Source organism: Sphingobacterium sp. ML3W, assembly GCF_000747525.1.
GTDB lineage: Bacteria > Bacteroidota > Bacteroidia > Sphingobacteriales > Sphingobacteriaceae > Sphingobacterium.
This window is the reverse complement of sequence record NZ_CP009278.1, coordinates 1,753,628-1,778,218: the sequence shown is the minus strand read 5'-3', so window position 1 is coordinate 1,778,218 and position 24,591 is coordinate 1,753,628. Positions and strand designations below refer to the sequence as shown.

Genomic DNA, 24,591 nt, shown 5'->3' with positions numbered 1-24,591 from the left:
AGCGAAATACAAGTTGCTGATTGCGATTACATTATAGTTTTATCAAATTCTTCGTACATTTTCATGACAATTTTAAAGCGCTTTGGTATCCATATTGATAATATAAGTTAAATAGTCAAAAGGTTTGATTGTTGATTTTAAAAAACAAATTACAAAAAATGAAAAAATTATTACTTACATTAACTGCTGTAGCTGGTTTAACATTTGCTTCTCAAGCGCAAGAATTTGGTTTCAAAAAAACGGACTTTATTGTAGAGGGAAATTTCTCTGCAAACACAACAAATGATAAGACTACAAAAGAAAAAACAAGTACGTTCAACTTCAATCCTTCTGTAGGTTATTTCGTATCTGATAAAATTGCTGTTGGATTAGATTTCAATTTCGGTAACGAAAAAAACACGAATTATATGGGTACTAGTGATACTTACGATAAAGTAAGCAACTTTGGAATTGGCGCTTATGGTCGTTACTACTTCTTAGATCTAGGTTCACGTTTTAAAACTTATGCTCAATTGGCAGCTGGTTACCAACAAGCAACTGGTGAAATAAATGATGGCACATCTACGTTAGACGTTCCTAAAATTAAAGGTTTTGGTGCTGGTGCTGGATTAGGTGTTAATTACTTTGTTACTGAAAATATTGCTATCAACTTTGGTTTGACAGACTTAGTATCATTTGGAACAGCTAAAGCAGACGGCGGCAAGTCTTCAAACGCTTTTAACGCAAACATCAACAGTTTCAACAACTTCTTTGATACTGCTAAATTTGGTTTGACTTTCAAATTCTAATCATTTTTGAATATATGAAAAGGGAGAGGTCTTAATAGAGACCTCTCCCTTTTTTATATATAACGCTTAATGATGCGTAATTTATGTGTGTATTTATTCAACTCTTTGTTAAATATCCCTTCCTGATCCATGCTGTCTATTCGTACACGGCCGGAAGCATGTATGATTGTTTCCGAATCCAATAGGATACCCACATGATTGATTCTCCCCTGCTCATTGTCAAAAAATGCCAGATCTCCGTTTTCAATTTCTGACAAAAAGTCCACCGTATGCCCTAACTCCGCTTGTTGATACGCATCTCGTGGTAAGGCATGCCCAAAGGATTGATAGATTAATTGCGCAAAACCAGAACAATCAATACCAAATTTCGAACGTCCTCCCCACAGGTAAGGCACCTCCCAATACCGCTTAGCGAGTAAACTCACCTCAAGTTGAAAACTTGTTTGATCAATAGGGGCATGCGGTACTACAAATTGCTTCAATCTTCTATCGTTAAGATAAGCGAAATCTTTCCTAATAACAGTTCCGTGCAATAGTTCAATACGAAATTCACCATTTGTTAAAAAACCTCCTTCAAAACCAACGTATTCTTTATCCAGGGAAAGGTAGTCTTGGTATTGCGTTTCATTAAGGGTTAAAAACTGGCCATTTTGAATCCAACCAGTATAACCATCAGCAATCATACAAACCTTTGTCCATTCCTTCGATTTCATTTGTATTTCAAACGCTTCACCAAACAGCACTTGTGAAACCATTTCACTACGATGTGCCTCATCTGCACGAAGGGGAACAATTGTTAAATTACAAATTCCGTATTCCATATTTCTAAAACAAAAAAGCGTATATTCAAGTTATTATTAAATACGAATATAAACTTAATATAACAACCATGGATACCAATGTCGTAAAAATAACAAGAATATTAGTTGCTGTGGACGATGAACCATGTTCACATAAAGCAATCACTTATGCCAAAGAAATGGTTAATAAATTTGAGGCATCGGTCGCTCTAGTAACAGTAACTTCCCCCACCTCACCCGCAAGCTACGGTGCTGATCCATTATTGGGTCAACAGCCCATCATAATACCCGAGGTATCTGAAATAGAACAACAAAATGCTCAAAAATACTTAGAGCAACTGGGAAAAGAATTTGATAAAGCAAATGAAGTTTTCCTATTCAACAGGATAGGATCTGTGAAAGAGGAAATATTAGCCACATCACATGAGTGGTCTGCAGATTTGATTGTAATGGGTTCCAATGGCCGAACTGGCTTCGACCACTTTATATCTGGATCTGTTTCCGAGGCCGTAATTAGAAAAGCAACATGCCCCGTACTTGTAGTACCAAGCAAGTGCGAATAATAAATAAAGCCATTCACAATATAATTAAAAAAACAAAGCCATCTGTATTTCTACAGATGGCTTATGATATAATATCTTACAAGATTACAGTTTAATTAAGCGGGCTACAAACATACTATCTGCTTTTTCAGTATATCCTTTTAACACTTTATATGAGTCTAGTGTATAGCCCAATTCTTTTTGGATATAGTCAATAACATCCTCGTTTTCTTTTTCAAAAACCGAACAAGTGATATAAACCAAAGGTTTTCCAGCTTTCAGATGCAACGAAGCATTTTTAACGATATCTTTTTGCAAAGCAGAAAAATCTTCAATCTTTTTCGCATTAAAATAACTGATATTCTCAGGGCTTCGTCCCCAGGTACCAGACCCCGTACAAGGAGCATCTACAATAATTCCATCGAAAAGCTCCGCTCCTAAAATAGGTGTTGTATCTTTCGTCAAATCGACTATCTTCTTGCGATAATTTTGGATTCCAGCCCTTTCAAAACGTTCATCAAGATTACGCAAAATACTCATACGAATATCGGACACCATCAGATTTGTTGTTGGATATTTATCAAGAAACAATAATGCCTTACCACCTGAGGCTGCACATGCATCCCACCAGTTTTCTTTAGGAAAAGCACTCATAAATTCAACAGTACGTTGTGAAGAAAGGTCTTGCACCTCAATCACACCTTCCAAATCTTTGAATCTTTGCAAAGAGGTACCATTAGCCAAAGCAATAGTTTGATCGGAGATAAAGTGATAAATAATCTGCTCAGCTTCAAAAATAGCTTTCACAAACTTTTCTTTACCTTTCTTTACGCGAATGAATAAATCGGGTTGGATAAACAGACTTTGAATAAAAATATTTTGATCGATTGCTGGCGATAGCTTATTAGTAAATGGAAAAACATCTTCCAAGAGCAATAAATTCTGGTCCTGTAGAAAAGTTAATTTCTCTTCTAATGTCAAATCCAAATTCCATTCCGGTTCAAACAATGAAACAAGAGGGCTTTCTTTTTCACATAAATACTCAGCGATGACAAGTCTTTTTTGTTGCGAAAGCTGTTTTGCACCCTTTCCTAATCTAAAAAAATTATAACACAAACGGGAAGTCCATTTACGGTCTTTTGAGCCCATTTGCTTGTTTATTTTAAAAAATGAAGTGAGATAACGTGCAAACGGCTCATTCCCTTCATAACCATCCAGTGCTCTTTCAAAATTACGAATTTGCTGCTGTACTCTTTTTTCACTAAAATCACTCATTTTTTATTTTCTAACAAAACTATTATTACGATATACTATAAATCTAATTCCCCTGTTCACATAGCCCCATTTCGGAAAATAATCAAAACTAAAATCATTGCTTATTCCAGAGTACGATTCCTTCACGAGATACTGTACATAGTCTGTACCGTATTTGGATAGAAGACCACCAAAATAAATAGCGGCGTCATATCCTTTATAAGAAAAATCTGATGCAGCAACTTGGAATTTAGTTTTATAATTATAATCGAATTTGCGGGTTTTTTCAGCTCTTTCATCGACCAATGTAGAGGTAGTCAACGTCAATTCGTAACGATCCATATACATGTAATCTTCAAATGACAATTTAGCCCAATTTGGATGACCGTACAATTTAAACCCGTAACCAAATTCAGTCGTTTGCACATCCATGTTTGCTAACAATGTCCTAATTTGATTTCTATTTGTTGTACCACAAACAATATGGTTGTTACCAGTTGCTACTAGATTATCATTCAATTCAGCTATAGAATTCACTACTTTAATTTGTAGATCTTTATTATAGCCCAGCGCTTCAGACATAAAACTGTCTAAAAACTGTTTACTATCAGCGTCCTGTATATCATAAACCAATACAACATCCCCTAAAGCAAATTGCTTGGCTACATACTTGGCCATTAATTCAGAATGAACTCGAATAGAAGGAGTTAAAGACACTAAATTTGAAACTTCGAATTCTGAAGCCAAAGTCGCTGCTAAAGGAGAAATTTGTAACGTATTTTTATCTTGAATCGCTCGTGAAAATGCTCTAATCTCTTTTGGATAAATCGGTCCCACGATTAGGTTCGCATTTTTCACAGAAGAAGATGTTGCTAAGGAGGTGTTTCTATAATTATCATCTTCAGAATCAATAACCTGAAGATTAAATTTACTACCCTTCTCACCTAGCTCTTCTAGTCCCAATTGAAAACCTTGATAAAAATCCAACGCTAGAGCTGATCTTTTAATATCCTCAGCAGTAGGCTGCATTCCACCTATATGATTCAGTTGAAAAGGTAAAAGAAGAGCAATTGATTTTTGACTTTTAAGATTTTCACTCGCTTTAGCCGCTTCGAGTTTTTTGGCTTCTTCTGCTTGTTCAGCAGTAGTTATCCCACTATTATTAGAAGCAGCACCTTGCTCACCTCTTTGAGAAGGTGAGCGAAGTACGCCTATTTTTTTTGTCGTACAGCTTGCAAGGCTTAAAGCCAATGCTACTGCAAGAGCAATTTTATTCCCACTCAATCGTAGCTGGTGGTTTTGAACTGATATCATATACAACTCTATTAATGCCTTTGACATGGTTGATAATTTCATTTGAAATCTTAGCCAATAAGTCATAGGGTAAGTGAATCCAATCTGCAGTCATACCGTCTAATGAACCTACTGCACGTAAACTAACGACATGCTCATATGTACGTTCATCACCCATAACGCCTACTGAACGAACTGGAAGAAAAATCGTGCCAGCTTGCCAAACTTTATCATACCAACCCGCTTCTTTTAAATTACGAATGTAAATATCATCAGCTTCTTGCACAATACGAACACGGTCTTCGGTAATATCACCTAAGATACGAATTCCCAAGCCAGGTCCAGGAAAAGGATGTCTCCCAAGGATAGCTGGATCAACACCTAATGTTTTACCAACACGTCTTACCTCATCTTTAAATAAAGCTTTCAAAGGCTCAACCACTTTCAATTTCATATAATCTGGCAATCCGCCAACATTATGATGCGATTTAATCGTTGCAGATGGGCCATTTACCGATACTGATTCAATAATATCAGGATAAATAGTACCTTGACCTAACCATTTTGCTTCAACACCTTCAGGTAATTCTTTTTGAATTTCCTTCGCAGCCTCATCAAATACATCAATAAATGAATTTCCAATGATTTTACGTTTTTGCTCTGGATCAGAAACACCAGCTAAACGACCGAAGAATAACTCTTTTGCATTTATGCCTTTGATATTAAGGCCCATGTTTTTATACGAATCCAATACCTGTTCGAATTCATCTTTACGTAACAAACCGTGGTCTACAAATATACAATGTAAATTTTTCCCAATTGCTTGGTGCAATAATACAGCTGCAACAGTAGAATCGACACCGCCAGATAATGCTAAAATAACGTGATCATCACCCAATTGTGCTTTCAATGATGCAACACTAGTTTCTGCAAATGCATCAGGAGTCCACTCTTGAGCACATCCACAAATGTTAACGACAAAGTTTTTCAACAAAACTGCTCCATCTGTACTGTGAGTAACTTCTGGGTGGAACTGAATACCGTAAGTTTTTGTACCAACAATATGGTAAGCTGCAACTCGAACTTTATCAGTACTCGCGATAATTTCAAAATTTGAAGGAACCTCTTTGATGGTATCACCATGTGACATCCATACCTGAGATTGTACCGGTACACCTGCTAATAATTCATTCTCAGCATTCACAAATTGCAAATTGGCACGTCCGTATTCACGAATCTCCGAAGGTAAAACTTCACCTCCTGATTTTTGAGCGATATATTGTGCACCATAACAAACGCCTAATAAAGGGAAACGCTCCTGAATTGATTTAAAATCAATTTGTGGTGCATTCTCTTGTCTCACTGAAGATGGACTTCCTGAAAGGATTACTCCTTTTACAGTCTCATCAAATTCAGGTAATTTGTTGAAAGGGTGAATTTCACAATACACATTAAGTTCTCTTACACGACGCGCGATCAATTGCGTGTATTGCGAACCAAAGTCAAGAATTATAATTTTTTCTGGCATGGCGCAAAGTTACACATTTGATATGAAATTATAGTATCGAAATTTGACTTAAATACGCTTAAATACTCCCTTTTTATCCTCCTTTAGAAGAAAAATAAATAGGCTAAAAACAAAAAGTGCTTCATTTTGGGTTAAATGAAGCACTTTTTGTTTTATTGTAGCTGTTAATCAATAATACCAGCCTTTATCAATTCTATTTCCATTTCTTGTTGCAATTTTAAAGCTTCCTCTCTGGCCTTTTCTGCAAAATCAAGACCTTTTGAAGCATAAATAATACCCCGAGTACTATTTACTAAAAGACCACAATCCTTATTCATACCATATTGACAAACATCTTGAAGCGATCCTCCTTGAGCACCAACACCTGGTACCAACAAAAAGTGATCTGGTGCATGCTCCCGAATTTTAACAAATCCTTCTCCGCGCGTAGCACCTACCACATACATCAAATTCTCGATCGTTCCCCAAGTATTTACCTTATCGATAACCTGTTCAAACAACTGTAAACCAGCGGAATTTTTAAAATTCTGAAAATCTAGACTCCCTTCATTTGATGTCAGTGCCAATACAATTGCCCACTTTCCTTCAAAATCCAAAAATGGTGTAACCGAGTCATTTCCCATATAAGGAGCGATAGTAATGGAATCAAATCCTAAGCCAGATTGTTTTTCGTCAAAAAAAGCTTGTGCATACATTTTCGACGTATTTCCAATATCACCACGTTTTGCATCAGCTATGCTCAAGCAATCTTTAGGCAAAGCCTCCCACGTTTTTTGCAAAGATTGCCATCCTTTTATACCGTAACTTTCATAAAATGCAATATTCGGCTTGTAAGCAACACATAAATCTGCTGTAGCCTCTATAATAGCCTTATTGAAAGTATAAATAGGATCCTCCTCTCCTAGAAGATGCGTAGGTATTTTAGTGATATCGGTGTCCAAACCAACACAAAGAAATGACTTCTTTAGTTTAATCTGCTGAATAAGTTCTGCTCTTGTCATACCTATTATTCTGTACTTATTTTTTTGTTAATTCAATTATAAAATCAGAGACATCTTGACGAGAATAATCGGCTAAACCTTCATGTTTAGTCGCGATTTCGCCTTCTTTATTGATGATTATTGTTGTGGGTATCGATCCGCCTAACCATTCTTGTGGAATCTGAGAATTTGGATAATACACAGGAAGAGTTAATTGCTTACCTTGCATAAACTTGTTTGCTTTTTCAGACTCACCTTCAATCTCCACAATAAGAAAAACAACATCTTTATTATCTTTCAACCGCTCGTATAAAACAGCAATTGAAGGCATCTCTGCAATACAAGGAGGACACCAAGTAGCCCAAAAATTGATAAAAACCACTTTCCCTTTCAAATCAGTCATATGCACGACCTCTCCCATATCATTCTTAAAAGAAATGTTATTCTGAGTAGGTATCGTAGACGCTGAATCTATTTTTTTAGGCTCCTCAAGAGAGGGCTTAAACAAACCGATTTTCATTAAGCCTTGCTGAAAATACGCCCTACTTGTTGGCCATAATAATAAAAGAAGAAAGACTGCAAATACAACGTTAACGATTATTTTTTTCGTTTTTGGATTCATGGCACATGCTTTTTAAGAGTCAAACTTTTCTAATTGCTTCAGTAAAGTCGCAAAGTCTTTGGGATACGGTGCTTCAAATTCAAACTTCTTGCCATCAATTGTAAAGTCAACATACCTAGAATGCAACGCAAAACGTTTCATAATCGGTTGTTCCTCTTCATTCTTGGACAAAGTAAATCCGCGTTTTTTAATCTGCGACAAATATACAGGCTTTCCATGATACATGTCATCCCCTACAATAGCAGCTTTTTGCGTTGCCAGGTGAATTCGGATTTGATGCATACGTCCCGTAATTGGTTTACATTCCACTAAAGTAAAATGATTAAAATAACGTAAAGAATTAAAAATTGTAGTAGCCGCTTTACCATTGACACGATCGATAGATACATTTTTACTACCTTGATTTAAAATTGGTAGTTCGACCTTTAGATCCGTGAAAGTATGCGTCCCAGCAATAATGGCATGATATACTTTATTAACACGACGTCTTTCAAATTCGATTGAAACGGAGCGATAAGTTTCAGGGTTTTTAGCAATGAGTAACAGCCCCGATGTTTCCTTATCTAATCGATGGCAAACTTGTGCATCAGCATGATATTTTTTCGCCAAGCGTAATATATTGACCTCCCCTCCCTCGCGTTCGTCCAAAGAAGCGACAAAAGGTGGTTTATTAATAACGATCAAATTGTCATCTTCAAATACAATAAGGTCGGAAAATTTCGGAAATTTAAATAAGCGAGTCTCGTTTTCTCTCATCCTACAAAAATAGTAAAATCAAAGCAATTTAATCTGGTAAATGCGCAACTAACATTTTAAAATCAACAATTAATGACCTTAATTCAACGAATTTCTCTAATTTTGATTAATTAAATTATAAGTAATGTCTGTAAATAAAGAAATAAAACGTATCACAACAGTACAAGTGCAGGAAATGAAGCATCGCCATGAAAAAATTGCGATGTTAACAGGTTATGATTTCACAATGGCAAAGGCGCTTGACGAAGGTGGAATCGACATCATTTTAGTAGGAGATTCGGCTGCGAACGTATTTGCAGGTTACGAGACCACCCTTCCTATCACATTAGACCATATGATCTATCATGCCGCTTCTGTCGTACGTGGCACAACAAGAGCTTTAGTTTTAGTGGACCTTCCATTCGGAGAATACCAAGGTAGCGTCGACCAAGCTTATCTCTCTGCAGTACGTGTCATGAAAGAATCTGGAGCACACGCCCTTAAATTGGAAGGTGGCATTGAAATCATTGACAATATCAAAAAAATCATAAACGCTGGAATTCCTGTATGTGGCCATTTAGGATTGACGCCACAGGCAATCAATAAATTCGGAAATTTTGGTGTCCGTGCAAAAGAAGATAGTGAAGCCGAGAAATTAAAAGCAGATGCTTTAGCGCTACAAGAAGCAGGTTGTTTCGCTGTTGTATTGGAAAAAATACCAGCAAAATTAGCAGCCGAAGTTAGCGCCTCGTTAACGATACCAACAATAGGTATTGGAGCTGGTAATCAATGTGATGGACAGGTTTTGGTAGTCAATGATATGCTAGGTTTAACAAAAGGATTTAAACCGAAATTCTTAAGACAATATGCACAACTATATCAAGAAATAACCGGTGCTGTAGAACAATATGTTGCTGACGTAAAAGCAACAAACTACCCAAATGATAACGAACAGTATTAATACATAAACTGTCATGACCAAAATCATCTTAATAGTTGGACTCATTCTATTCTTGCTATACTTTATCAGTAAAAAGTTAACAAGTTCGTTTACGACCAGTAGTAGTCCAACTATTATTGTTAGAAATGGTTTTCAGAAAATAGACACCTCTAAACTTATCATTGCAGACACTTCGCAAAAAGTGATGAAAAATGTAGGAATTGGCGCTATCCTATTAATTATCATGCTTGCATTGATTATTAAGGTTAAGTTGCTCCTTTTCTTACTTCCAATTTCCATTTATATGATGGGCTACCTTTTTCTTTTTAAAAATCATTTAAAGAAAGCAACAGATCAAATTATATGGTACAATAAAGAAACTGCAGAAGTGCTTATTGAATCGACTACAAAAGAGACTTATCGCTTTAATATGCTCACCGATGTGAAGGCAGTGCAACAGATAGAATCCATTCAAAATACTAAAGGTCTTTTATTTGGTTATTTCAGAATAAAAACACAAGATAAAATAGTCGAAATACCCTATCTCGTGTTTCAAAATACGGCTAGCAACCAAAATTTTTTCGACACTTTAAAGAAAAATTATAAAATTGATCTTCAGAAAAAGATATTTCCAATTATATAATTTCAATAAATTTGATAGTTAGCCTTTAATTGCTTAAATTGAATTATTCAGCTGAAAAACAGCTGAATAATTCAACTATCACTAATTTTACACATTGAAGTATGGGCAAAGGAGATATCAAAACCGGAAAAGGAAAAATCACAAATGGTTCTTATGGTGTTAGGCGACCAAAAAATAAAGCAAGGGTAAACAAGACAACCAAAGCAACTGAGGTAACAAAAGAAGAGCTACCTAAAGCTGAAACAGCACAATAAAACGCTGAAAATATTTAATAAAAAAGCTTCTATCCTTTTAAGGATAGAAGCTTTTTTATTAAATGCAAGACCGACTTAAAAATCGTCTTCAATAATCTCTGCAACTCGACCTATTTGACCATCCATTAAACGAACCTTTATTCCTCTGTGATGATAAGGTGCCGAAGTCAATAAATCTTTTACGATACCTTCTGTAAGTTCTCCGGAACGTTGATCTTTTTTCAAGATAATGTTAACCAACATCCCTGGTTTAATCGTTGCTCTAGTTTTTCCATCCATAATACAAATATCTAAAAATAAACAAGGTCTTACAAATGAAGTAAGACCTTGTTCAATAAGCTTAATATTTCTTACTTAAATAATTTAAAAATATCATTTCCAAAAATGAATACCATCAAAGCCAGCAAAATAAAGAATCCTACCATTTGTGCTTTTTCTAAGAACTTCTCACTAAGCGGCTTTCCTTGTATCATTTCAATCAAAAGGAAAACAACATGCCCTCCATCTAAAGCAGGAATAGGTAATAGATTCATAAATGCTAAGGCCATCGACAACATACCTACCAATGACCAAAAACGTACCCAATCCACTTCTGTTCCAAATAACTGTGCTATACCAACAGGTCCAGAAAGTGCTTTATCTGCACGAATTTCACCCTTAAATATTTTACCAAACCCTTTTGCATTATCTGTAATAACAGTAAATGCTTTCTTTGCACCCATTGGTAAAGATTCTAATAGGCTATAGTGTATTGTAAATGTTTTAAGTGTTTGATCTGGATTGACATTAAAACCCAAAATCGCATCCGCTGGAACCACACCACTTAATAATTGTTCTTGGCCATCACGAATAACTTTCAATTCTATCTGCTTTCCAACTTTCCCTTTTAATTGATCCTTAAATTGGTCAAAAAACTGGATAGGTGTATTATCAACAGCAATAATACTATCCCCTTTGATAAAGCCCATTTTTACTGCTTCAGAACCTGGTTGTGTAGCTGCAACAGCAGTCATTTTCATACGGGGTTCTATAAACTTCTCATCCTTCTTATCTGCAATTGTATTCAAAATATCTGCAGGAACGTGTACCTGAGTATCGATACCTCCACGGTTTACCGTCAAGTCAACTCCCCCCATCAATAATTTAGAACTGATCAAATCAGAATAGTTTTCAATCTTAGTCCCATCGATGGCCAGTATACGATCTCCTACCTGCAACCCAATTGATTTACCAATTTCTCCTGGTACAATACCATTCACCAATTGATCATTTTTAATATCGGTAGTCCCCATTTTGAATGTTAACATCCAAAATACAATGACACCAACAATCACATTGACAATAATACCACCCAACATGACAATTAAACGTTGCCAAGCTGGTTTGGAACGGAATTCCCAATCCTGTGGTTCACCTTTCAACTGCTCAGTATCCATCGATTCATCGATCATACCCGCAATCTTAACGTAACCACCTAAAGGCAACCAACCAATACCATACTCACAGTCTTTATATTTAAATTTGAATAATTTGACACCCCAAGCATCAAAAAACAAATAAAATTTTTCTACTTTGATTCCAAAAGCCCTAGCCGCTAAAAAGTGACCTAACTCATGCAATACAATTAAAATTGACAAGCCTAAAATAACTTGCGCCACCATAATTAAAACACCCATGTATCTCTTCTTCTATAATTTTACTTAATGATTATTTCTCTCGCAATTCTCCTTGCCTCATAATCCGACTCAATATAGTCATCTAGACTTGGTCTCACAAGGTAATTTACTTTTTCCAACACAGCCTCGATAACATCACTCATCCCCAAGAAACTAATCTTATCATTCAAAAAGGAATCAACGACAATTTCATTAGCTGCATTTAAAACACATGCACGATTACCACCTTTCCGCAATGAATCGTAGGCCAAAGCCAAATTTCTAAAAGTTGCCATGTCGGGTTTTTCGAAAGTCAGCTCCGGATAATCCAAGAAATTAAATCGTTCAAAATTATTCTCCAAACGATTGGGATAAGACAAGGCATATTGTATCGGCAATTTCATATCGGGCAATCCAAGTTGCGCTTTCATAGAACCATCTTGAAATTGCACCAGTGAATGCACAATAGACTGCGGATGTACAATAACATCAACTTGATCAACTTCAAGGTCAAAAAGCCATTTAGCTTCTATCACTTCCAGTCCTTTGTTCATTAAAGAAGCCGAATCAATGGTTATTTTGGCACCCATTACCCAGTTTGGATGCTTTAAGGCATGTTCCTTTTTAACTGATGATAAAAAGGAACGATCTTTTCCACGAAAAGGACCACCAGAGGCCGTGATGTAAATTTTCTCAATAGGATTCTTTTCCTCCCCGGCCAAACACTGAAAGATTGCTGAATGCTCTGAATCCACAGGTAACATCTTAACCTGATGTTTCGAAGCTAATTGCATAACCAGCTCACCAGCGACAACCAATGTCTCTTTATTAGCAAGAGCGATATCTTTCCCGCTCTCAATCGCCTTCACTGTTGGTCTTAATCCTGCGGCCCCCACGATAGCATTTAAAACAACATCAATTGCTTCAAACTGTACCACTTCCTCCAATGCAGATATCCCTGCATAAACAGCAATGGAAGTATGACTTAATTTTGACCGAACAAAATCAAGGAGGTCTTCATTGATAATAACAACAGCTTGGGGTAGAAATTCCAAAGCCTGAGCAACGAGCAACGTAGCATTCGAAGCACAGGTTAATACAACAACATTAAAATGACTAGGAAAAGCGCGAACCACATCTAAGGTTTGTGTACCTATACTACCCGTCGAACCTAAAATAGCGATTCCTTTTTTCTTCAAAATCAAAATTCTTTATTAAAATATATTACTTAAAATACTGGGGTCTTCACTTCCCTTATATTCCTGAATCATGTCCCTATAAGCAACTGTGTAAACCACAGATGTCAATGGAATAATCAAAAACGAATTTATTATACTAAATATTATCGCCATAATAGAATAATCCATATAGACCCAATAGATATTCATTACACTAGCAAACGCTAAACTCAATAGAATTAAAAATAGGCGAACGATATTTCCCTTTGTAATGGCAAGACTCCATCGCAGCGATTTTGTCACATTCGCTCCTTTATCAATGATAAAGAATGGGAAAAATGAAATTCGGAGCAAAATAAAGAATGATAATATAGCCGCTACATTTGGTACAACTTCAAAAGAAACTACTTCCGTATCAATCCCCATATAAATAAGTGGGAAACACACGATCATTGCAAATACAGAAATCAAAATAGAAGCAAAGGTAAAAACGACAATTCCTCCTAAAAAAGAAACCAATTCTGACCACGATGGCCATGTTTTCACAAGCCCTACGTTCTCTTTATGATCCAATAGATTCAAAATGTATTTAAAAAGGAACAATTGTAAACCTAATAAACTAATCGCAAACAGTAACATCAAAGGGATTTTGATGAGTAGACTTGACGTTTCCAAATAAAACGTCAGTTCATGTGCAAGTACAAACAATAAAAAAATAGACAATAACAATCCCCCAATAGAGAAATAATGTCCCTTTAGTATACGAATTGACTTGCTTAAAACTTCATTAACAGCAAAAGTGCTCTCCTTGAGAAACTGAATCATTGAAATAAAAATAGATTACACAAAGATGAAATAATTTTTGGTTATCAACAATTTAACGCTCCAATATTTCTTCTTTTTTTACAGATAAAAGGCGACTTAACAAAAAAGCCATCTCAAATAAAATTTTGAGATGGCTTTTTCTGTTTTTACACGCCTATTTGAATTCTTTTGGAATTGGTTTTTCGAGCAAATACTGATAATAAAAACGTACACGTTCCTTAAAATCATAAGCACTCTTAGATCTTTCAAAACCATGTCGGCTACCAGGATAAATCATCAATTCAAAAGGAACAGCACGATCTGTCAATGCATCCACCAATTGCATGGTATTTTGCAAATGAACATTATCATCCATATCACCATGCATAATTCTTAATACACCTTTATATTTATCTGCATACGTTAATACAGAACCATTTTTGTATCCTTCAGAATTATCCTGAGGTGTATCCATCCAACGCTCTGTATAATGGGTGTCATATAATTCCCACGATGTTACAGGAGCACCAGCGATACCAAAGTCAAAAACATCAGCCGCTTTTGTCATAGCCAAACAAGTCATGTAACCACCATAACTATGGCCCGTAATCAAAAATTTATGCTTAGCAACCCAAGGTTTCGCTTTAAACCATTTTGCAACCGTAACGTAATCTATAATTTCCCAGTGGCCCAAGTTGCGATGCATAAGCGCTACCCCTTGTTTTCCGAATTGGCCAGATGCACGGTGGTCGGCAGAGACCTGAATAACACCTTCATTAGCCCAATATTGGCTTCTAGTACCTTTCCAAGTATCTTTTACTGTTCCAGCATCAGGGCCACCATAAATACTAAAAATAACGGGATACTCTTTTGTTTCATCAAAATCTGTCGGGTAAGTAACTACCACCGGTAAATCATACTGTCCATCATCAGATTTAATAGTGAAATACTTTGTTTCGCCAAATTTATATCCATTAAAATCCGCCGCTTTACTATCGGCCAATTCCTTAATAACTTTTCCTTTGTTATCGACTAACGCTATTTTATTTGGTGTGCTCACATTGGAATAATTCGTAATGAAATATTGACCATTCGGAGAAACCTTCACGTCATGAGAATAATCTCCAAATGTCAATCGCTTCAAGTTTTTACCTGAAAAATCAACGCGATACAAATCCCAACGAGCCGAATTTTCTTTTCGTGCCATAAAATAAACCACTTTAGACTTCTCATCAATATACTCCAATGAAGTTACTTGCCAGTCACCTGATGTGATTGGATTTAATAGCTTACCATCTAACGTATACAAATAATAATGAGCCCAACCTGTCTGATCCGATTTTAAGATATAATGTTTATTATCGGCTAAATAAGTAATGCGTTCTTCATGATCTAAGTTAATCCACGAAGGTTGTTTTTCGTCATAAATCTCCACTTTTTGGCCAGAGATAGGATCAACCTGATAAAACTTCAAATTATTTTGGTCACGGTTCATCCACTGCACCATGATATTCTTACTATCAAAACTCCAGTAAGGTTGACCAAAGTATTGATCATCTTTTTCGTTAAAATCAGACCATGTAACTTGACCACCCGTCGCGTTGACAAATCCAACTTTAACCTCTGGGTTTGGATCACCAGCCTTTGGATAACGTGTCTCTTCAAGATACCCGTGCTGACCTTTGGAGACATAAATCGGAAACATCGGAACCTTGGTATCATCAAAGCGCATAAAAGCGAGCTTTTTACTATCCGGCGACCACCAAAAAGCTTTATAGTTCGTCGATCGACCTAAAATTTCTTCATAATAGACCCATGAAGACCAACCATTATAAATGACATCTGTACCGTCATTCGTATAGCGAATTTCTTTTCCTGAAACTAGATCAATAGCATAAAGATCACTTTTGCGTGTAAATGCGATAAAATTGCCATCTGGAGAGAGTGTCGGATTTTGCTCTTCAATATCAGGAGAATTTGTCAATTGCTTTGCTTCCTGACTGCCATCCTGAATGAAAATATCATTTTTGGAGACATATACCTTTATAGAAGATTTAGCAGGCACAATATACACTTCGCGTTTTCCTGTTTTCAAATCTACTTGATACGTTATACCATCTTGGGCATCACGTTCTAAGTAAGCATTATTATTTGCCCAACCTGAATAACTGTTGATGCTCTGTGTTAATGAATTTCGATTCCCCCAAGATTGATCAAAATCCAATCGTTTTTGTTGCGCTTGAACTGAAGATTCTGAAACCAGAATAAAAGCCGTAAGACTCAGCGCGGTAATTAATTTACTCATTTAAATATGAAGATTATCTAAGTTTGAGCACTAAGATAGGAAATTGCCCTTATTTATAAGAAATTTAAGTTGTAACAAGGTTATTAAGAACACAAAATTCATTCATCATCGAACAGCGATAATTGATACCCCTCGAAGCGTTCATTATTTTCATCTTGAAAATTTGAAATCGAAATTCCCATTAAACGAACCTTTTTATCCGACTCCAATTTAAGGAATAACGCCAGAGCAACTTGATACATTTCTTCTTGCTTTTTAAAAACTTGTAAAATGGAAACACTTCGCGTCAATACTGTAAAATCTGCATATTTCACTTTTAATGTTAAGGTTCTCCCCCGCTTGTCACCTTTTTCTAAGCGACCATAAAGTCGTGTACTTAAATCCTGTAAGATTAATTTTAAATCTTCTACATGCGCTACATCACTAGAAAAAGTATCCTCAATACCGATTGATTTACGAATACGATTCGGGACGACAGGTCGATCATCGATTCCCCTTACAATTTGGTAAAAGAAATCGCCCGATTTCCCAAACCATCGAACCAGATCGGTATGCGATTGCTTTTTTAAGTCTAAACCCTTAAAAATACCTAATGACCTCATTTTATTTGCTGTCACTTTCCCTACGCCAAAGAATTTCTCGACAGGCAATTCCTCCATAAAAGAAAAAATCTTGGACGGACCTATAAAAGTAAGACCATCTGGCTTATTCATGTCCGAAGCTATCTTTGCAACAAACTTATTGACAGAAACCCCTGCTGATACCGTTAGATTAAGCTCCTCCTTTATCACAATTTTTATTCTTTTTGCGATTTCCAAAGCTGATCCAATATTTTGCTTATCATCAGAAACATCTAAAAAAGCTTCATCCAAAGACAGGGGCTCAACCAAATCCGTATAACGATTGAAAATTGTACGAATATGGTCTGACACTTGCTTGTAAACGTCAAATCTAGGCTTAGTAAATATTAAATGGGGACACAATTTTAGAGCACTTGAAGAAGACATAGCTGATTTAACGCCATATTTACGCGCCTCATAACTTGCGGTAGCCACTACACCGCGACCATCTGGAGATCCACCAACAGCAATAGGCTTCCCTCGCAGCTCCTCAAAATCACGTTGATCAACAGAAGCAAAAAATGCATCCATATCCAAATGGATAATTTTCCTCTTCCTATCTGTCGTGCTATCCATCATAACTTCTTGTCAAGACAAATCTATATAATTATATACAGAGATGTCTCATCTGATCATAATTTTAGACAAAACGCTACATTAAAATAAAAACGACTATCTCTATTTTAGAGGGAATAATTATATTGACGATAAAACCTATATATTTATATTAAAATAAAGATATTATGAACAATTCTGTTGATACACAAAAAAAATCAGGTGGTTTCAAAAAGTTTTTAACCATTGCTATCCTACTCATCGTAGCCATTGGAGCATGTGCAACCTATTATAAATATTACTTCGTATTTGGAGAAGGTGTTAAATCCGGCTATTTAAATTACGCCGTAAAAAAAGGTAACGTTTTCAAAACTTACGAAGGCAAACTTATCCAAGAAGGTTTTGGACAGATGAAAACAGGAGGTATTACCAGCAATCAGTTCGAATTCTCCATTGAGGATGATGCCATTTTCAAACAGCTTGAAACGAACAGTGGAAAATTTTTCGACTTACACTATAAAGAGTACCATGGAATATTACCTTGGCGCGGAAATACCGTTTATGTGGTTGATAAAATTATCCGCATGAAATAAATAAAGGGCTGTTCTATGAACAGCCCTTTATCATGATATAGCATCATTCCAAGTGATCAGACTAAAATCTGAGAAACTTAGACGATTTAATTATTTTTCATTAAAATGGAGCATCATCAGGCATATCATTCATTCGTGATGGCATGGTAATACCACCAGTCATACCGCCCTTATCACCTCCACTAAATAGGGCAGAAGGATTCATAGCAGGAGAGCTAAATGAAGTAGGGTTATTAAACCCATCAGCAGCACCTATTCCTGAGAACTCATCTTCCAAATCCACAAATTTCACATATTTACCTATAAAACGAAGTGGAACAATACCAGTTTCACCATTACGATGCTTAGCAATAATAACCTCTCCTAATCCAGCCGTAGAACGTCCTTCTTCATCCTCTGTCATACCATAATATTCAGGACGATATAAAAACAACACCATATCCGCATCCTGCTCAATAGACCCAGATTCACGTAAATCCGAAAGCATAGGTCGTTTTGAGTTCCCAGGACGTGACTCTACCGCACGACTTAATTGAGACAATGCCAATACAGGAACATTCAACTCTTTCGCAACAGATTTCAAGGCTCTTGAAATACTACCAATCTCCTGCTCACGGTTACCACCACCTTTACCATCAGCTTTACCTTGCATAAGCTGCAAATAATCGACAATAACCATCTGAATATCATGCTGCGCCTTTAAACGCCTACATTTTGCCCTAAATTCAAACACATTTAAAGCCGGAGTGTCATCAATGATCAATGGCGCTTCAGTCAAGCGTCCAATTCTAGAATGCAATTGCTGCCACTCGTGATCGGCTAAATTCCCCTTCTTTAATTTCTCCTGTTCTATTTCGGTTTCACCAGCAATCAAACGATTCACCAACTGCACCGATGACATCTCTAGTGAGAAAACCGCAACAGGCTTGTTATGATCTACCGCGGCATTACGTGCTATAGATAATACGAAAGCTGTTTTCCCCATTGCAGGACGAGCAGCAATAATAACCAAATCCGAAGGTTGCCATCCTGAGGTCATGCGATCTAATGCCGTTAAACCCGAAGGCACTCCTGTCAATCCATCAGTACGATCACGCAACAACTCCAAATTAGATATTGCTTCACGCATGATGTCGTCCATTTTCCTAGAATCTCTTCTTAAGTTGTTTTGAGCAATATCAAACAAGCTCTTCTCTGCATGATCCAACAAATCAAAGATATCAGAAGTTTCATCATAAGAACTGTTGATGATCTCTGTTGAAACTTTAATTAATTCACGTTGAATATATTTCTGAGAAATAATCCGAGCATGAAATTCAATATTAGCTGCAGAAACAACACGATCGGTTAATTGCGTTATATAGTAAGCACCACCTACCATCTCTAAAGCTCCCATCTTTCGAAGCTCAGCAGTTACAGTTAACAAATCTATGGGAGATGATTTTTGGAATAAACTAAAAATAGCTTCGAAAATTTTCTGATGTGCATCTTTATAGAAAGATTCTGGCTTAAGGATGTCAATAACTTCACTTAAAGCATTCTTTTCCAACATCAAAGCACCTAGAACTGCTTCCTCTAAATCCAAAGCTTGCGGAGGCAATTTGCCCATGCCGCCAACTAAGTTATTGAGTTTAGTTCTACGCTCTCCGAAATTGGTCTTCTTTCCAGTTCCAGCATTTTTATCTTCAAAATTATTATCGTTACTCATCTTTATGTGATATCCAAAACGTGTGCATGTACGCTAAAAAATTGATAGCGGATAGCAAATGTATAAAAAATAAGGTTGACATTTTTTAAGAGTTGTACACAGTCAAATTAGTTGTGAAAACAATGACCCTAAAAGCTTTTGATAAACATCGATTTACATCGATACTTTTCCACAATTGATGTGGGAAAAAATGTTGATAAACAAAAACCATAGCTAAATAACAACACCTTATATAAATGTTAACAACTTTACCCTATGTTAACAAAGTTACGCTAATTATCCTAGCAATCGTACAATACAAAACCAATAAATATTAAAAAGGACATTCCTGTTATTAATTCGACAAGAGATTGAATCAGAAAAATCCGCGATTTCATTTTTTCCTTTTCGATCATATTAAAGCTCAATCAGAATATTGTATCTTTGCTACTATGACAAATGAAGCATCATCATTAAAACCTTACAAAGACGCAAAAGACGGTAAAAAACAACAAGTTGCAGACATGTTTAATAACATCTCAAAAACTTACGATTTTTTAAATCATTTTCTATCTTTAGGTATCGATATAATTTGGCGTAAAAAAGCAATCAATGCTTTAAAATCAATTGCTCCGCAGTACATGCTCGATGTAGCGACAGGAACGGGTGATTTTGCCCTGGAATCGATTAAGATATTGAATCCAAAAAAAATAATTGGGGTAGACATCTCCCAAGGCATGCTCGATGTTGCACAACAAAAGATTAAACAAAAAGGGCTATCCGATCAGTTTGAAGTTCAGCTTGGCGATTCTGAGCATCTTCAATTTGAAGACAATAGCTTCGATGCTGTAACTGTAGCTTTTGGGGTTCGTAATTTCGAAAACCTAGAGCAAGGCTTAGCAGATATCTGTCGTGTATTGAAACCAGGAGGGAAAGCAGTGATATTGGAATTTTCTAACCCTAAAAAATTCCCAATAAAACAATTGTATAATTTCTATTTCAAAAGGATTACACCAACAATAGGAAAATTATTCTCAAAAGACTCAAGCGCTTACTCCTATCTACCGGAATCTGTAGCTAGATTTCCCGATGGGGAAAAATTTGCGACAATTACAAAAGCTGTAGGATTTTCAAGCACAATCATTCGTCCTCAAACTTTCGGGGTTTGTACCATTTATATCGCGACAAAATAAAACTCGCAATTAAGTTTCATTTTTAATATCAATACGATGTCAAAGACAATATTCATCACAGGGGCAAGTTCAGGTATCGGAGAAGCTTGTGCCGAAGTCTTCGCACATGAAGGGTTTAACTTATTACTTTGCGCTCGTCGCTTCCAAAGATTAGAAGAAATCAAGGATAGGTTGACAAAGCAATACCCGAAACTCGCTATTCACATCTTTGAACTTGATGTTCGTAATTACGATGAAGTAAAAACTAAAATAGATAACCTCCCTGAAGAATGGAAAAACATCAACGTCCTGATCAATAACGCGGGCCTAAGTCAAGGTTTGGATGCCATTCAAGATGGTGACATCGGCGATTGGGATAGTATGATTGACACCAACGTTAAAGGACTATTGTACGTAACAAAAACTGTCATACCCCTTTTAGAGAACCAAGAAGGAGCGCATATCGTCAATCTAGGATCAATCGCTGCTAAAGAGGTATACCCCAATGGAAACGTCTACTGCGCCAGTAAACATGCGGTAGATGCGCTAAATCAAGCGATGCGTATTGACTTACTTTCAAAGGGAATAAAAGTAACCGGTATCAACCCTGGAATGGTTGAAACAGAGTTTTCAGAAGTGCGCTTTAAGGGAGATAAGGATCGTGCGAAAAATGTATATTCAGGTATCGAAGCATTAACGGGAAAAGATATCGCAGAAACGATATCATTTGTCATCAGTAGACCCCAGCATGTCAACATCAATGACCTTATTATCATGCCTACTGCGCAGGCCTCAGGAACGATCATAAATAGAAAATAATAAAATCAATTAAAATATGGCTTTAGAAGAAAAAATCAATCAGGATATTAAAGCAGCGATGATCGCAAAAGATGCGAGTAAATTACGTGGCTTACGTGCTGTGAAAGCAGCAATTTTACTAGCAAAGACTGAAAAAGGTCATAGCGAAGAATTGACAGAAGAAACAGAAATCAAAGTTCTTCAGAAATTAGTTAAACAACGTAAAGAATCTGCTGAGATTTACAAAGATCAAAACAGAGAAGATTTATATGCGATTGAGGTCGAAGAACAGGAAGTTATTGAAGCATACTTACCACAACAATTAAGTAAGGAAGAAGTCGAGAAGATTATCAAGGAAATCATCAGTACTACCGGAGCATCCTCGGTGAAAGATATGGGAAAAGTAATGGCAGCTGCTAACCAACAATTGGCAGGGAAAGCTGATGGCCGCACCATCTCTGAACTTGTAAAAGGATTATTAGCTTAATTGAATACACGTAATATTATAAAAGGGCTATAGCAATATAGCTCTTCTTTTTTATGGAATTATTTTGGAAACATAAGGCTTTCTCCGAATTGACTACGGAAGAATTATATCGCATTCTGCAATTACGGGTAAATATTTTTGTCAATGAACAACAATGTTTTTACCCAGAATTGGACGATAAAGATTTCCATTGCTCCCATCTTTGGGCAGAAATCGGCCATGAAATTATTGTTTATGCGAGACTTGTACCACCAAGTTTCTCTTATCCGGAGCCATCTATTGGACGTATAGTCACGAACCCTTCCTTCAGGGGAAATCATTATGGCAAATCGCTCGTAGAAAAAGCAATTACCCTAACTTACGAAAAACATGGCCAGACAGCTATTCAGATCGGTGCTCAGACCTATTTAAAGAAATTTTATGGTTGCTTTGGATTTGAACAAGTATCAGAAGAATACTTGGATTTCGGAATCCCCCACATTGATATGATAAAACCCTAAACATACTTTTATGAATAATCTTGTAATCATCACAGCAGCAATCTTAGGTTCCACAGCAATTATGTTAGGAGCTTTTGGGGCACATGCCTTTAAAAAAATAATCAGCGAAGAAAAACTTGCCTCATTTGAAGTTGGCGTTCGTTATCAAATGTATATAGCAATTACCTTATTAGTGCTTGGCTTCAATCTACATTTTGATCTTTACAGTGAACGATTAGCCTTCTATAGTATGACTGCGGGTACTTTATTATTTTCAGTTAGCATCTATTTGCTGTCGTTCGCGCAGTATTGGAATAAGAATCTAAAATTCCTAGGCCCTATCACACCACTAGGAGGACTCTTAATGATCGTGGGTTGGGTTGCATTAATCATCCGTTTTATTTAATTTTACCTAAATAAGGCAATGATGTCTGCCCTAAACCGCTTTAAGAAGCTGATGACGTCTACTTTAGATGGTACAAGCTGTACCGTTTGTAATGGTGTATGATATTATCAAGTAGACATGTTAGCAAAAAACAGTAACCTTTCAGAAAATTCGTTTCGTACAATAACGATCACAGCCCTAAAATGGCTATTGATTACCGCAGTAGTCGGTAGCGTCGTTGGTTCCATTTCCGCCTTCTTTCTAACAAGTTTGTCTTGGGTAACCAATTATAGAGAGGCCCATCCTTTGATTATTTTAGGCTTACCCCTAGCAGGATTGACCATTGGCCTATTATATTACTACTACGGTGGTGTATCGGACAAGGGTAATAACCTTTTACTTAAAGAATATTACCAAAGTGAACATCCAATCCCTTTAAAAATGGCTCCTTTGGTTTTGTTCAGTACGTTACTCACCCACCTTTTTGGAGGATCGGCAGGAAGAGAAGGGACAGCAGTACAAATCGGAGGAGCTATTGCTGATCAATGCACAAGAGTTTTGAAGCTCAATCATGATGACCGGAAAATTTTAATTATAATTGGAATTAGTGCCGGATTTGCTTCTATTTTTGGGACACCTTGGGCCGGAGCATTATTTGGATTAGAGGTCATCACAGGGGGAAAGTCCAGATTAAAAGCACTGATCCCAAGTATACTCGTTGCCTTTATCGCCAACTATACATGTTCCCTATGGAATGTAGCCCACACACATTACCATATTCAAGAGGACATACCTGCAATAAATACATCATCCATACTTTATTCAGTTGTGGCAGGTGCAATTTTCGGATTAGTGGCCTACCTCTTTACACTATGCAGTGACCTCTTTGGCACGGTGTTCAAAAAAATAGCATATCCTCCACTTCGACCTTTTATCGGAGGGTTGATACTTGTACTTTCGATTTGGTTCTTAGGAAGCACGAAATATATTGGATTAGGGATCCCTACAATATTAGCATCATTTGACAGCCCCTTAAATTCTTATGATTTTTTGATTAAGCTATTACTGACCACATTCACCCTTTCAGCTGGATTTAAAGGCGGAGAAGTTACACCCCTCTTTTTTATTGGAGCGGCACTCGGCAATGCCCTTTTTGGAATCATTCCACTACCTCTGGGATTATTGGCAGCAATGGGTTTTATCGCCGTGTTTGCTGGAGCGACCAATACACCATTTGCTTGTCTACTCATGGGAATCGAGCTCTTTGGTTATGAGGCAAGTATATATTTTGGTATAGCATGCTGTATTGCCTATTTCTTTTCTGGTGCAAATGGGATTTACTCAAGTCAAATTTTAAAAGGTCCAAAACATCATTTTTACCTCCATTTAAAGAGACGGAGATCTGGTATCCAAGAAAAATTAAAGAAATTCAAAAAGTATAAAAACACCTAAAGAATCCGATAACATAAATAAATTCTTAGGTGTTTTATAGTA

The 24,591-nt window shown here is 36.5% G+C and carries 26 protein-coding genes and 1 riboswitch; of the genes, 12 read left to right on the top strand and 14 right to left on the bottom strand.

The window, feature by feature from the left end; all coding sequences use genetic code 11:
- Positions 1–158: 158 nt before the first annotated feature.
- Complete coding sequence (locus KO02_RS07675) at positions 159–788, top strand: outer membrane beta-barrel protein (RefSeq protein ID WP_038697259.1); 630 nt, start codon at positions 159–161, stop codon at positions 786–788.
- A 53-nt stretch (positions 789–841) separates the two neighbouring features.
- Here KO02_RS07675 and KO02_RS07670 read toward each other — a convergent pair whose 3' ends face one another.
- Complete coding sequence (locus KO02_RS07670) at positions 842–1,609, bottom strand: C40 family peptidase (protein ID WP_038697258.1); 768 nt, start codon at positions 1,607–1,609, stop codon at positions 842–844.
- Between the two features lie 68 nt (positions 1,610–1,677).
- Here KO02_RS07670 and KO02_RS07665 point away from each other — a divergent pair, with 68 nt between their 5' ends.
- Complete coding sequence (locus KO02_RS07665; protein ID WP_038697256.1) at positions 1,678–2,151, top strand: universal stress protein; 474 nt, start codon at positions 1,678–1,680, stop codon at positions 2,149–2,151.
- 84 nt (positions 2,152–2,235) lie between these two features.
- Here KO02_RS07665 and KO02_RS07660 read toward each other — a convergent pair whose 3' ends face one another.
- The 6 genes from KO02_RS07660 to KO02_RS07635 form a co-directional block, all read right to left on the bottom strand.
- Positions 2,236–3,405: an RNA methyltransferase gene (locus KO02_RS07660; RefSeq protein WP_038697254.1), complete on the bottom strand. Its 1,170-nt coding sequence runs from the start codon at positions 3,403–3,405 to the stop codon at positions 2,236–2,238.
- A gap of 3 nt (positions 3,406–3,408) precedes the next feature.
- Positions 3,409–4,698 (bottom strand): ABC transporter substrate-binding protein, encoded by a 1,290-nt coding sequence (locus tag KO02_RS07655; protein ID WP_158500272.1) that lies wholly within the window; start codon positions 4,696–4,698, stop codon positions 3,409–3,411.
- A complete protein-coding gene (gene guaA / locus KO02_RS07650) occupies positions 4,655–6,205 on the bottom strand; it encodes a glutamine-hydrolyzing GMP synthase (protein WP_038697250.1) in 1,551 nt (516 codons plus the stop codon). Before guaA ends, KO02_RS07655 begins: the two co-directional genes overlap by 44 nt.
- A 164-nt stretch (positions 6,206–6,369) precedes the next feature.
- Positions 6,370–7,206, bottom strand: a complete 837-nt coding sequence (gene pyrF / locus KO02_RS07645) for an orotidine-5'-phosphate decarboxylase (protein ID WP_038697248.1) — start codon at positions 7,204–7,206, stop codon at positions 6,370–6,372.
- A gap of 16 nt (positions 7,207–7,222) precedes the next feature.
- On the bottom strand, positions 7,223–7,807 hold the full coding sequence (locus KO02_RS07640) for a TlpA family protein disulfide reductase (protein WP_038697246.1): 585 nt from the start codon (positions 7,805–7,807) through the stop codon (positions 7,223–7,225).
- 12 nt (positions 7,808–7,819) lie between these two features.
- Complete coding sequence (locus KO02_RS07635; protein ID WP_038697244.1) at positions 7,820–8,563, bottom strand: RluA family pseudouridine synthase; 744 nt, start codon at positions 8,561–8,563, stop codon at positions 7,820–7,822.
- Between the two features lie 124 nt (positions 8,564–8,687).
- On the opposite strand from KO02_RS07635, the gene panB reads away from it, so the two are divergent.
- The 3 genes from panB (at position 8,688) to KO02_RS23200 (ending at position 10,379) form a co-directional block, all read left to right on the top strand.
- Complete coding sequence (panB, locus tag KO02_RS07630) at positions 8,688–9,503, top strand: 3-methyl-2-oxobutanoate hydroxymethyltransferase (protein WP_038697242.1); 816 nt, start codon at positions 8,688–8,690, stop codon at positions 9,501–9,503.
- 13 nt (positions 9,504–9,516) lie between these two features.
- Positions 9,517–10,125: a hypothetical protein gene (locus KO02_RS07625; RefSeq protein WP_038697240.1), complete on the top strand. Its 609-nt coding sequence runs from the start codon at positions 9,517–9,519 to the stop codon at positions 10,123–10,125.
- A gap of 101 nt (positions 10,126–10,226) precedes the next feature.
- Positions 10,227–10,379 carry a 30S ribosomal protein THX gene (locus tag KO02_RS23200; RefSeq protein ID WP_081918322.1) on the top strand — a complete coding sequence of 51 codons (153 nt, stop codon included), beginning with the start codon at positions 10,227–10,229 and terminating at the stop codon, positions 10,377–10,379.
- A 75-nt stretch (positions 10,380–10,454) separates the two neighbouring features.
- Here the strand turns inward: KO02_RS23200 and KO02_RS07620 are convergent, their stop codons facing one another.
- From KO02_RS07620 to dinB, 6 genes are all read right to left on the bottom strand, one after another.
- Complete coding sequence (locus tag KO02_RS07620; RefSeq protein ID WP_038697238.1) at positions 10,455–10,658, bottom strand: YwbE family protein; 204 nt, start codon at positions 10,656–10,658, stop codon at positions 10,455–10,457.
- Between the two features lie 71 nt (positions 10,659–10,729).
- A complete protein-coding gene (gene rseP, locus KO02_RS07615; protein ID WP_038697236.1) occupies positions 10,730–12,055 on the bottom strand; it encodes an RIP metalloprotease RseP in 1,326 nt (441 codons plus the stop codon).
- A 20-nt stretch (positions 12,056–12,075) separates the two neighbouring features.
- Positions 12,076–13,233, bottom strand: coding sequence for a 1-deoxy-D-xylulose-5-phosphate reductoisomerase (locus KO02_RS07610; RefSeq protein ID WP_038697234.1), 1,158 nt, complete (start codon positions 13,231–13,233; stop codon positions 12,076–12,078).
- Positions 13,234–13,248: 15 nt separating this feature from the next.
- Positions 13,249–14,037 carry a hypothetical protein gene (locus KO02_RS07605; RefSeq protein ID WP_038697232.1) on the bottom strand — a complete coding sequence of 263 codons (789 nt, stop codon included), beginning with the start codon at positions 14,035–14,037 and terminating at the stop codon, positions 13,249–13,251.
- Positions 14,038–14,191: 154 nt separating this feature from the next.
- Complete coding sequence (locus KO02_RS07600) at positions 14,192–16,321, bottom strand: S9 family peptidase (protein ID WP_051959806.1); 2,130 nt, start codon at positions 16,319–16,321, stop codon at positions 14,192–14,194.
- Between the two features lie 98 nt (positions 16,322–16,419).
- Positions 16,420–17,520, bottom strand: coding sequence for a DNA polymerase IV (gene dinB, locus KO02_RS07595; RefSeq protein WP_410528204.1), 1,101 nt, complete (start codon positions 17,518–17,520; stop codon positions 16,420–16,422).
- 164 nt (positions 17,521–17,684) lie between these two features.
- On the opposite strand from dinB, the gene KO02_RS07590 reads away from it, so the two are divergent.
- On the top strand, positions 17,685–18,089 hold the full coding sequence (locus KO02_RS07590) for a hypothetical protein (protein WP_038697228.1): 405 nt from the start codon (positions 17,685–17,687) through the stop codon (positions 18,087–18,089).
- A gap of 100 nt (positions 18,090–18,189) precedes the next feature.
- Here KO02_RS07590 and dnaB read toward each other — a convergent pair whose 3' ends face one another.
- Entirely contained in the window at positions 18,190–19,797 is a 1,608-nt protein-coding gene (dnaB, locus tag KO02_RS07585) for a replicative DNA helicase (protein ID WP_038697226.1), read from the bottom strand.
- A 431-nt stretch (positions 19,798–20,228) separates the two neighbouring features.
- On the opposite strand from dnaB, the gene ubiE reads away from it, so the two are divergent.
- The 6 genes from ubiE to KO02_RS07555 all read left to right on the top strand — a co-directional run bounded on the left by ubiE (position 20,229) and on the right by KO02_RS07555 (position 24,549).
- Complete coding sequence (gene ubiE / locus KO02_RS07580) at positions 20,229–20,969, top strand: bifunctional demethylmenaquinone methyltransferase/2-methoxy-6-polyprenyl-1,4-benzoquinol methylase UbiE (protein ID WP_038697224.1); 741 nt, start codon at positions 20,229–20,231, stop codon at positions 20,967–20,969.
- Between the two features lie 36 nt (positions 20,970–21,005).
- Entirely contained in the window at positions 21,006–21,767 is a 762-nt protein-coding gene (locus KO02_RS07575) for an SDR family NAD(P)-dependent oxidoreductase (protein WP_038697222.1), read from the top strand.
- 16 nt (positions 21,768–21,783) lie between these two features.
- Positions 21,784–22,233 carry a GatB/YqeY domain-containing protein gene (locus KO02_RS07570; RefSeq protein ID WP_038697220.1) on the top strand — a complete coding sequence of 150 codons (450 nt, stop codon included), beginning with the start codon at positions 21,784–21,786 and terminating at the stop codon, positions 22,231–22,233.
- Between the two features lie 53 nt (positions 22,234–22,286).
- A complete protein-coding gene (locus KO02_RS07565; RefSeq protein ID WP_038697218.1) occupies positions 22,287–22,733 on the top strand; it encodes a GNAT family N-acetyltransferase in 447 nt (148 codons plus the stop codon).
- Between the two features lie 10 nt (positions 22,734–22,743).
- A complete protein-coding gene (locus tag KO02_RS07560) occupies positions 22,744–23,118 on the top strand; it encodes a DUF423 domain-containing protein (protein ID WP_038697216.1) in 375 nt (124 codons plus the stop codon).
- A 5-nt stretch (positions 23,119–23,123) separates the two neighbouring features.
- Positions 23,124–23,186, top strand: a riboswitch (Fluoride riboswitch).
- Positions 23,187–23,235: 49 nt separating this feature from the next.
- Positions 23,236–24,549 carry a voltage-gated chloride channel family protein gene (locus tag KO02_RS07555; RefSeq protein WP_051959805.1) on the top strand — a complete coding sequence of 438 codons (1,314 nt, stop codon included), beginning with the start codon at positions 23,236–23,238 and terminating at the stop codon, positions 24,547–24,549.
- Positions 24,550–24,591: the final 42 nt, after the last annotated feature.

Coding starts and splice junctions, on each gene's coding strand:
- KO02_RS07675 (WP_038697259.1), top strand. CDS start 159: ATGAAAAAATTATTACTTACATTAACTGCTGTAGCTGGTTTAACATTT.
- KO02_RS07670 (WP_038697258.1), bottom strand. CDS start 1,609: ATGGAATACGGAATTTGTAATTTAACAATTGTTCCCCTTCGTGCAGAT.
- KO02_RS07665 (WP_038697256.1), top strand. CDS start 1,678: ATGGATACCAATGTCGTAAAAATAACAAGAATATTAGTTGCTGTGGAC.
- KO02_RS07660 (WP_038697254.1), bottom strand. CDS start 3,405: ATGAGTGATTTTAGTGAAAAAAGAGTACAGCAGCAAATTCGTAATTTT.
- KO02_RS07655 (WP_158500272.1), bottom strand. CDS start 4,698: ATGATATCAGTTCAAAACCACCAGCTACGATTGAGTGGGAATAAAATT.
- guaA (WP_038697250.1), bottom strand. CDS start 6,205: ATGCCAGAAAAAATTATAATTCTTGACTTTGGTTCGCAATACACGCAA.
- pyrF (WP_038697248.1), bottom strand. CDS start 7,206: ATGACAAGAGCAGAACTTATTCAGCAGATTAAACTAAAGAAGTCATTT.
- KO02_RS07640 (WP_038697246.1), bottom strand. CDS start 7,807: ATGAATCCAAAAACGAAAAAAATAATCGTTAACGTTGTATTTGCAGTC.
- KO02_RS07635 (WP_038697244.1), bottom strand. CDS start 8,563: ATGAGAGAAAACGAGACTCGCTTATTTAAATTTCCGAAATTTTCCGAC.
- panB (WP_038697242.1), top strand. CDS start 8,688: ATGTCTGTAAATAAAGAAATAAAACGTATCACAACAGTACAAGTGCAG.
- KO02_RS07625 (WP_038697240.1), top strand. CDS start 9,517: ATGACCAAAATCATCTTAATAGTTGGACTCATTCTATTCTTGCTATAC.
- KO02_RS23200 (WP_081918322.1), top strand. CDS start 10,227: ATGGGCAAAGGAGATATCAAAACCGGAAAAGGAAAAATCACAAATGGT.
- KO02_RS07620 (WP_038697238.1), bottom strand. CDS start 10,658: ATGGATGGAAAAACTAGAGCAACGATTAAACCAGGGATGTTGGTTAAC.
- rseP (WP_038697236.1), bottom strand. CDS start 12,055: ATGGGTGTTTTAATTATGGTGGCGCAAGTTATTTTAGGCTTGTCAATT.
- KO02_RS07605 (WP_038697232.1), bottom strand. CDS start 14,037: ATGATTCAGTTTCTCAAGGAGAGCACTTTTGCTGTTAATGAAGTTTTA.
- KO02_RS07600 (WP_051959806.1), bottom strand. CDS start 16,321: ATGAGTAAATTAATTACCGCGCTGAGTCTTACGGCTTTTATTCTGGTT.
- dinB (WP_410528204.1), bottom strand. CDS start 17,520: ATGATGGATAGCACGACAGATAGGAAGAGGAAAATTATCCATTTGGAT.
- KO02_RS07590 (WP_038697228.1), top strand. CDS start 17,685: ATGAACAATTCTGTTGATACACAAAAAAAATCAGGTGGTTTCAAAAAG.
- dnaB (WP_038697226.1), bottom strand. CDS start 19,797: ATGAGTAACGATAATAATTTTGAAGATAAAAATGCTGGAACTGGAAAG.
- ubiE (WP_038697224.1), top strand. CDS start 20,229: ATGACAAATGAAGCATCATCATTAAAACCTTACAAAGACGCAAAAGAC.
- KO02_RS07575 (WP_038697222.1), top strand. CDS start 21,006: ATGTCAAAGACAATATTCATCACAGGGGCAAGTTCAGGTATCGGAGAA.
- KO02_RS07570 (WP_038697220.1), top strand. CDS start 21,784: ATGGCTTTAGAAGAAAAAATCAATCAGGATATTAAAGCAGCGATGATC.
- KO02_RS07565 (WP_038697218.1), top strand. CDS start 22,287: ATGGAATTATTTTGGAAACATAAGGCTTTCTCCGAATTGACTACGGAA.
- KO02_RS07560 (WP_038697216.1), top strand. CDS start 22,744: ATGAATAATCTTGTAATCATCACAGCAGCAATCTTAGGTTCCACAGCA.
- KO02_RS07555 (WP_051959805.1), top strand. CDS start 23,236: ATGTTAGCAAAAAACAGTAACCTTTCAGAAAATTCGTTTCGTACAATA.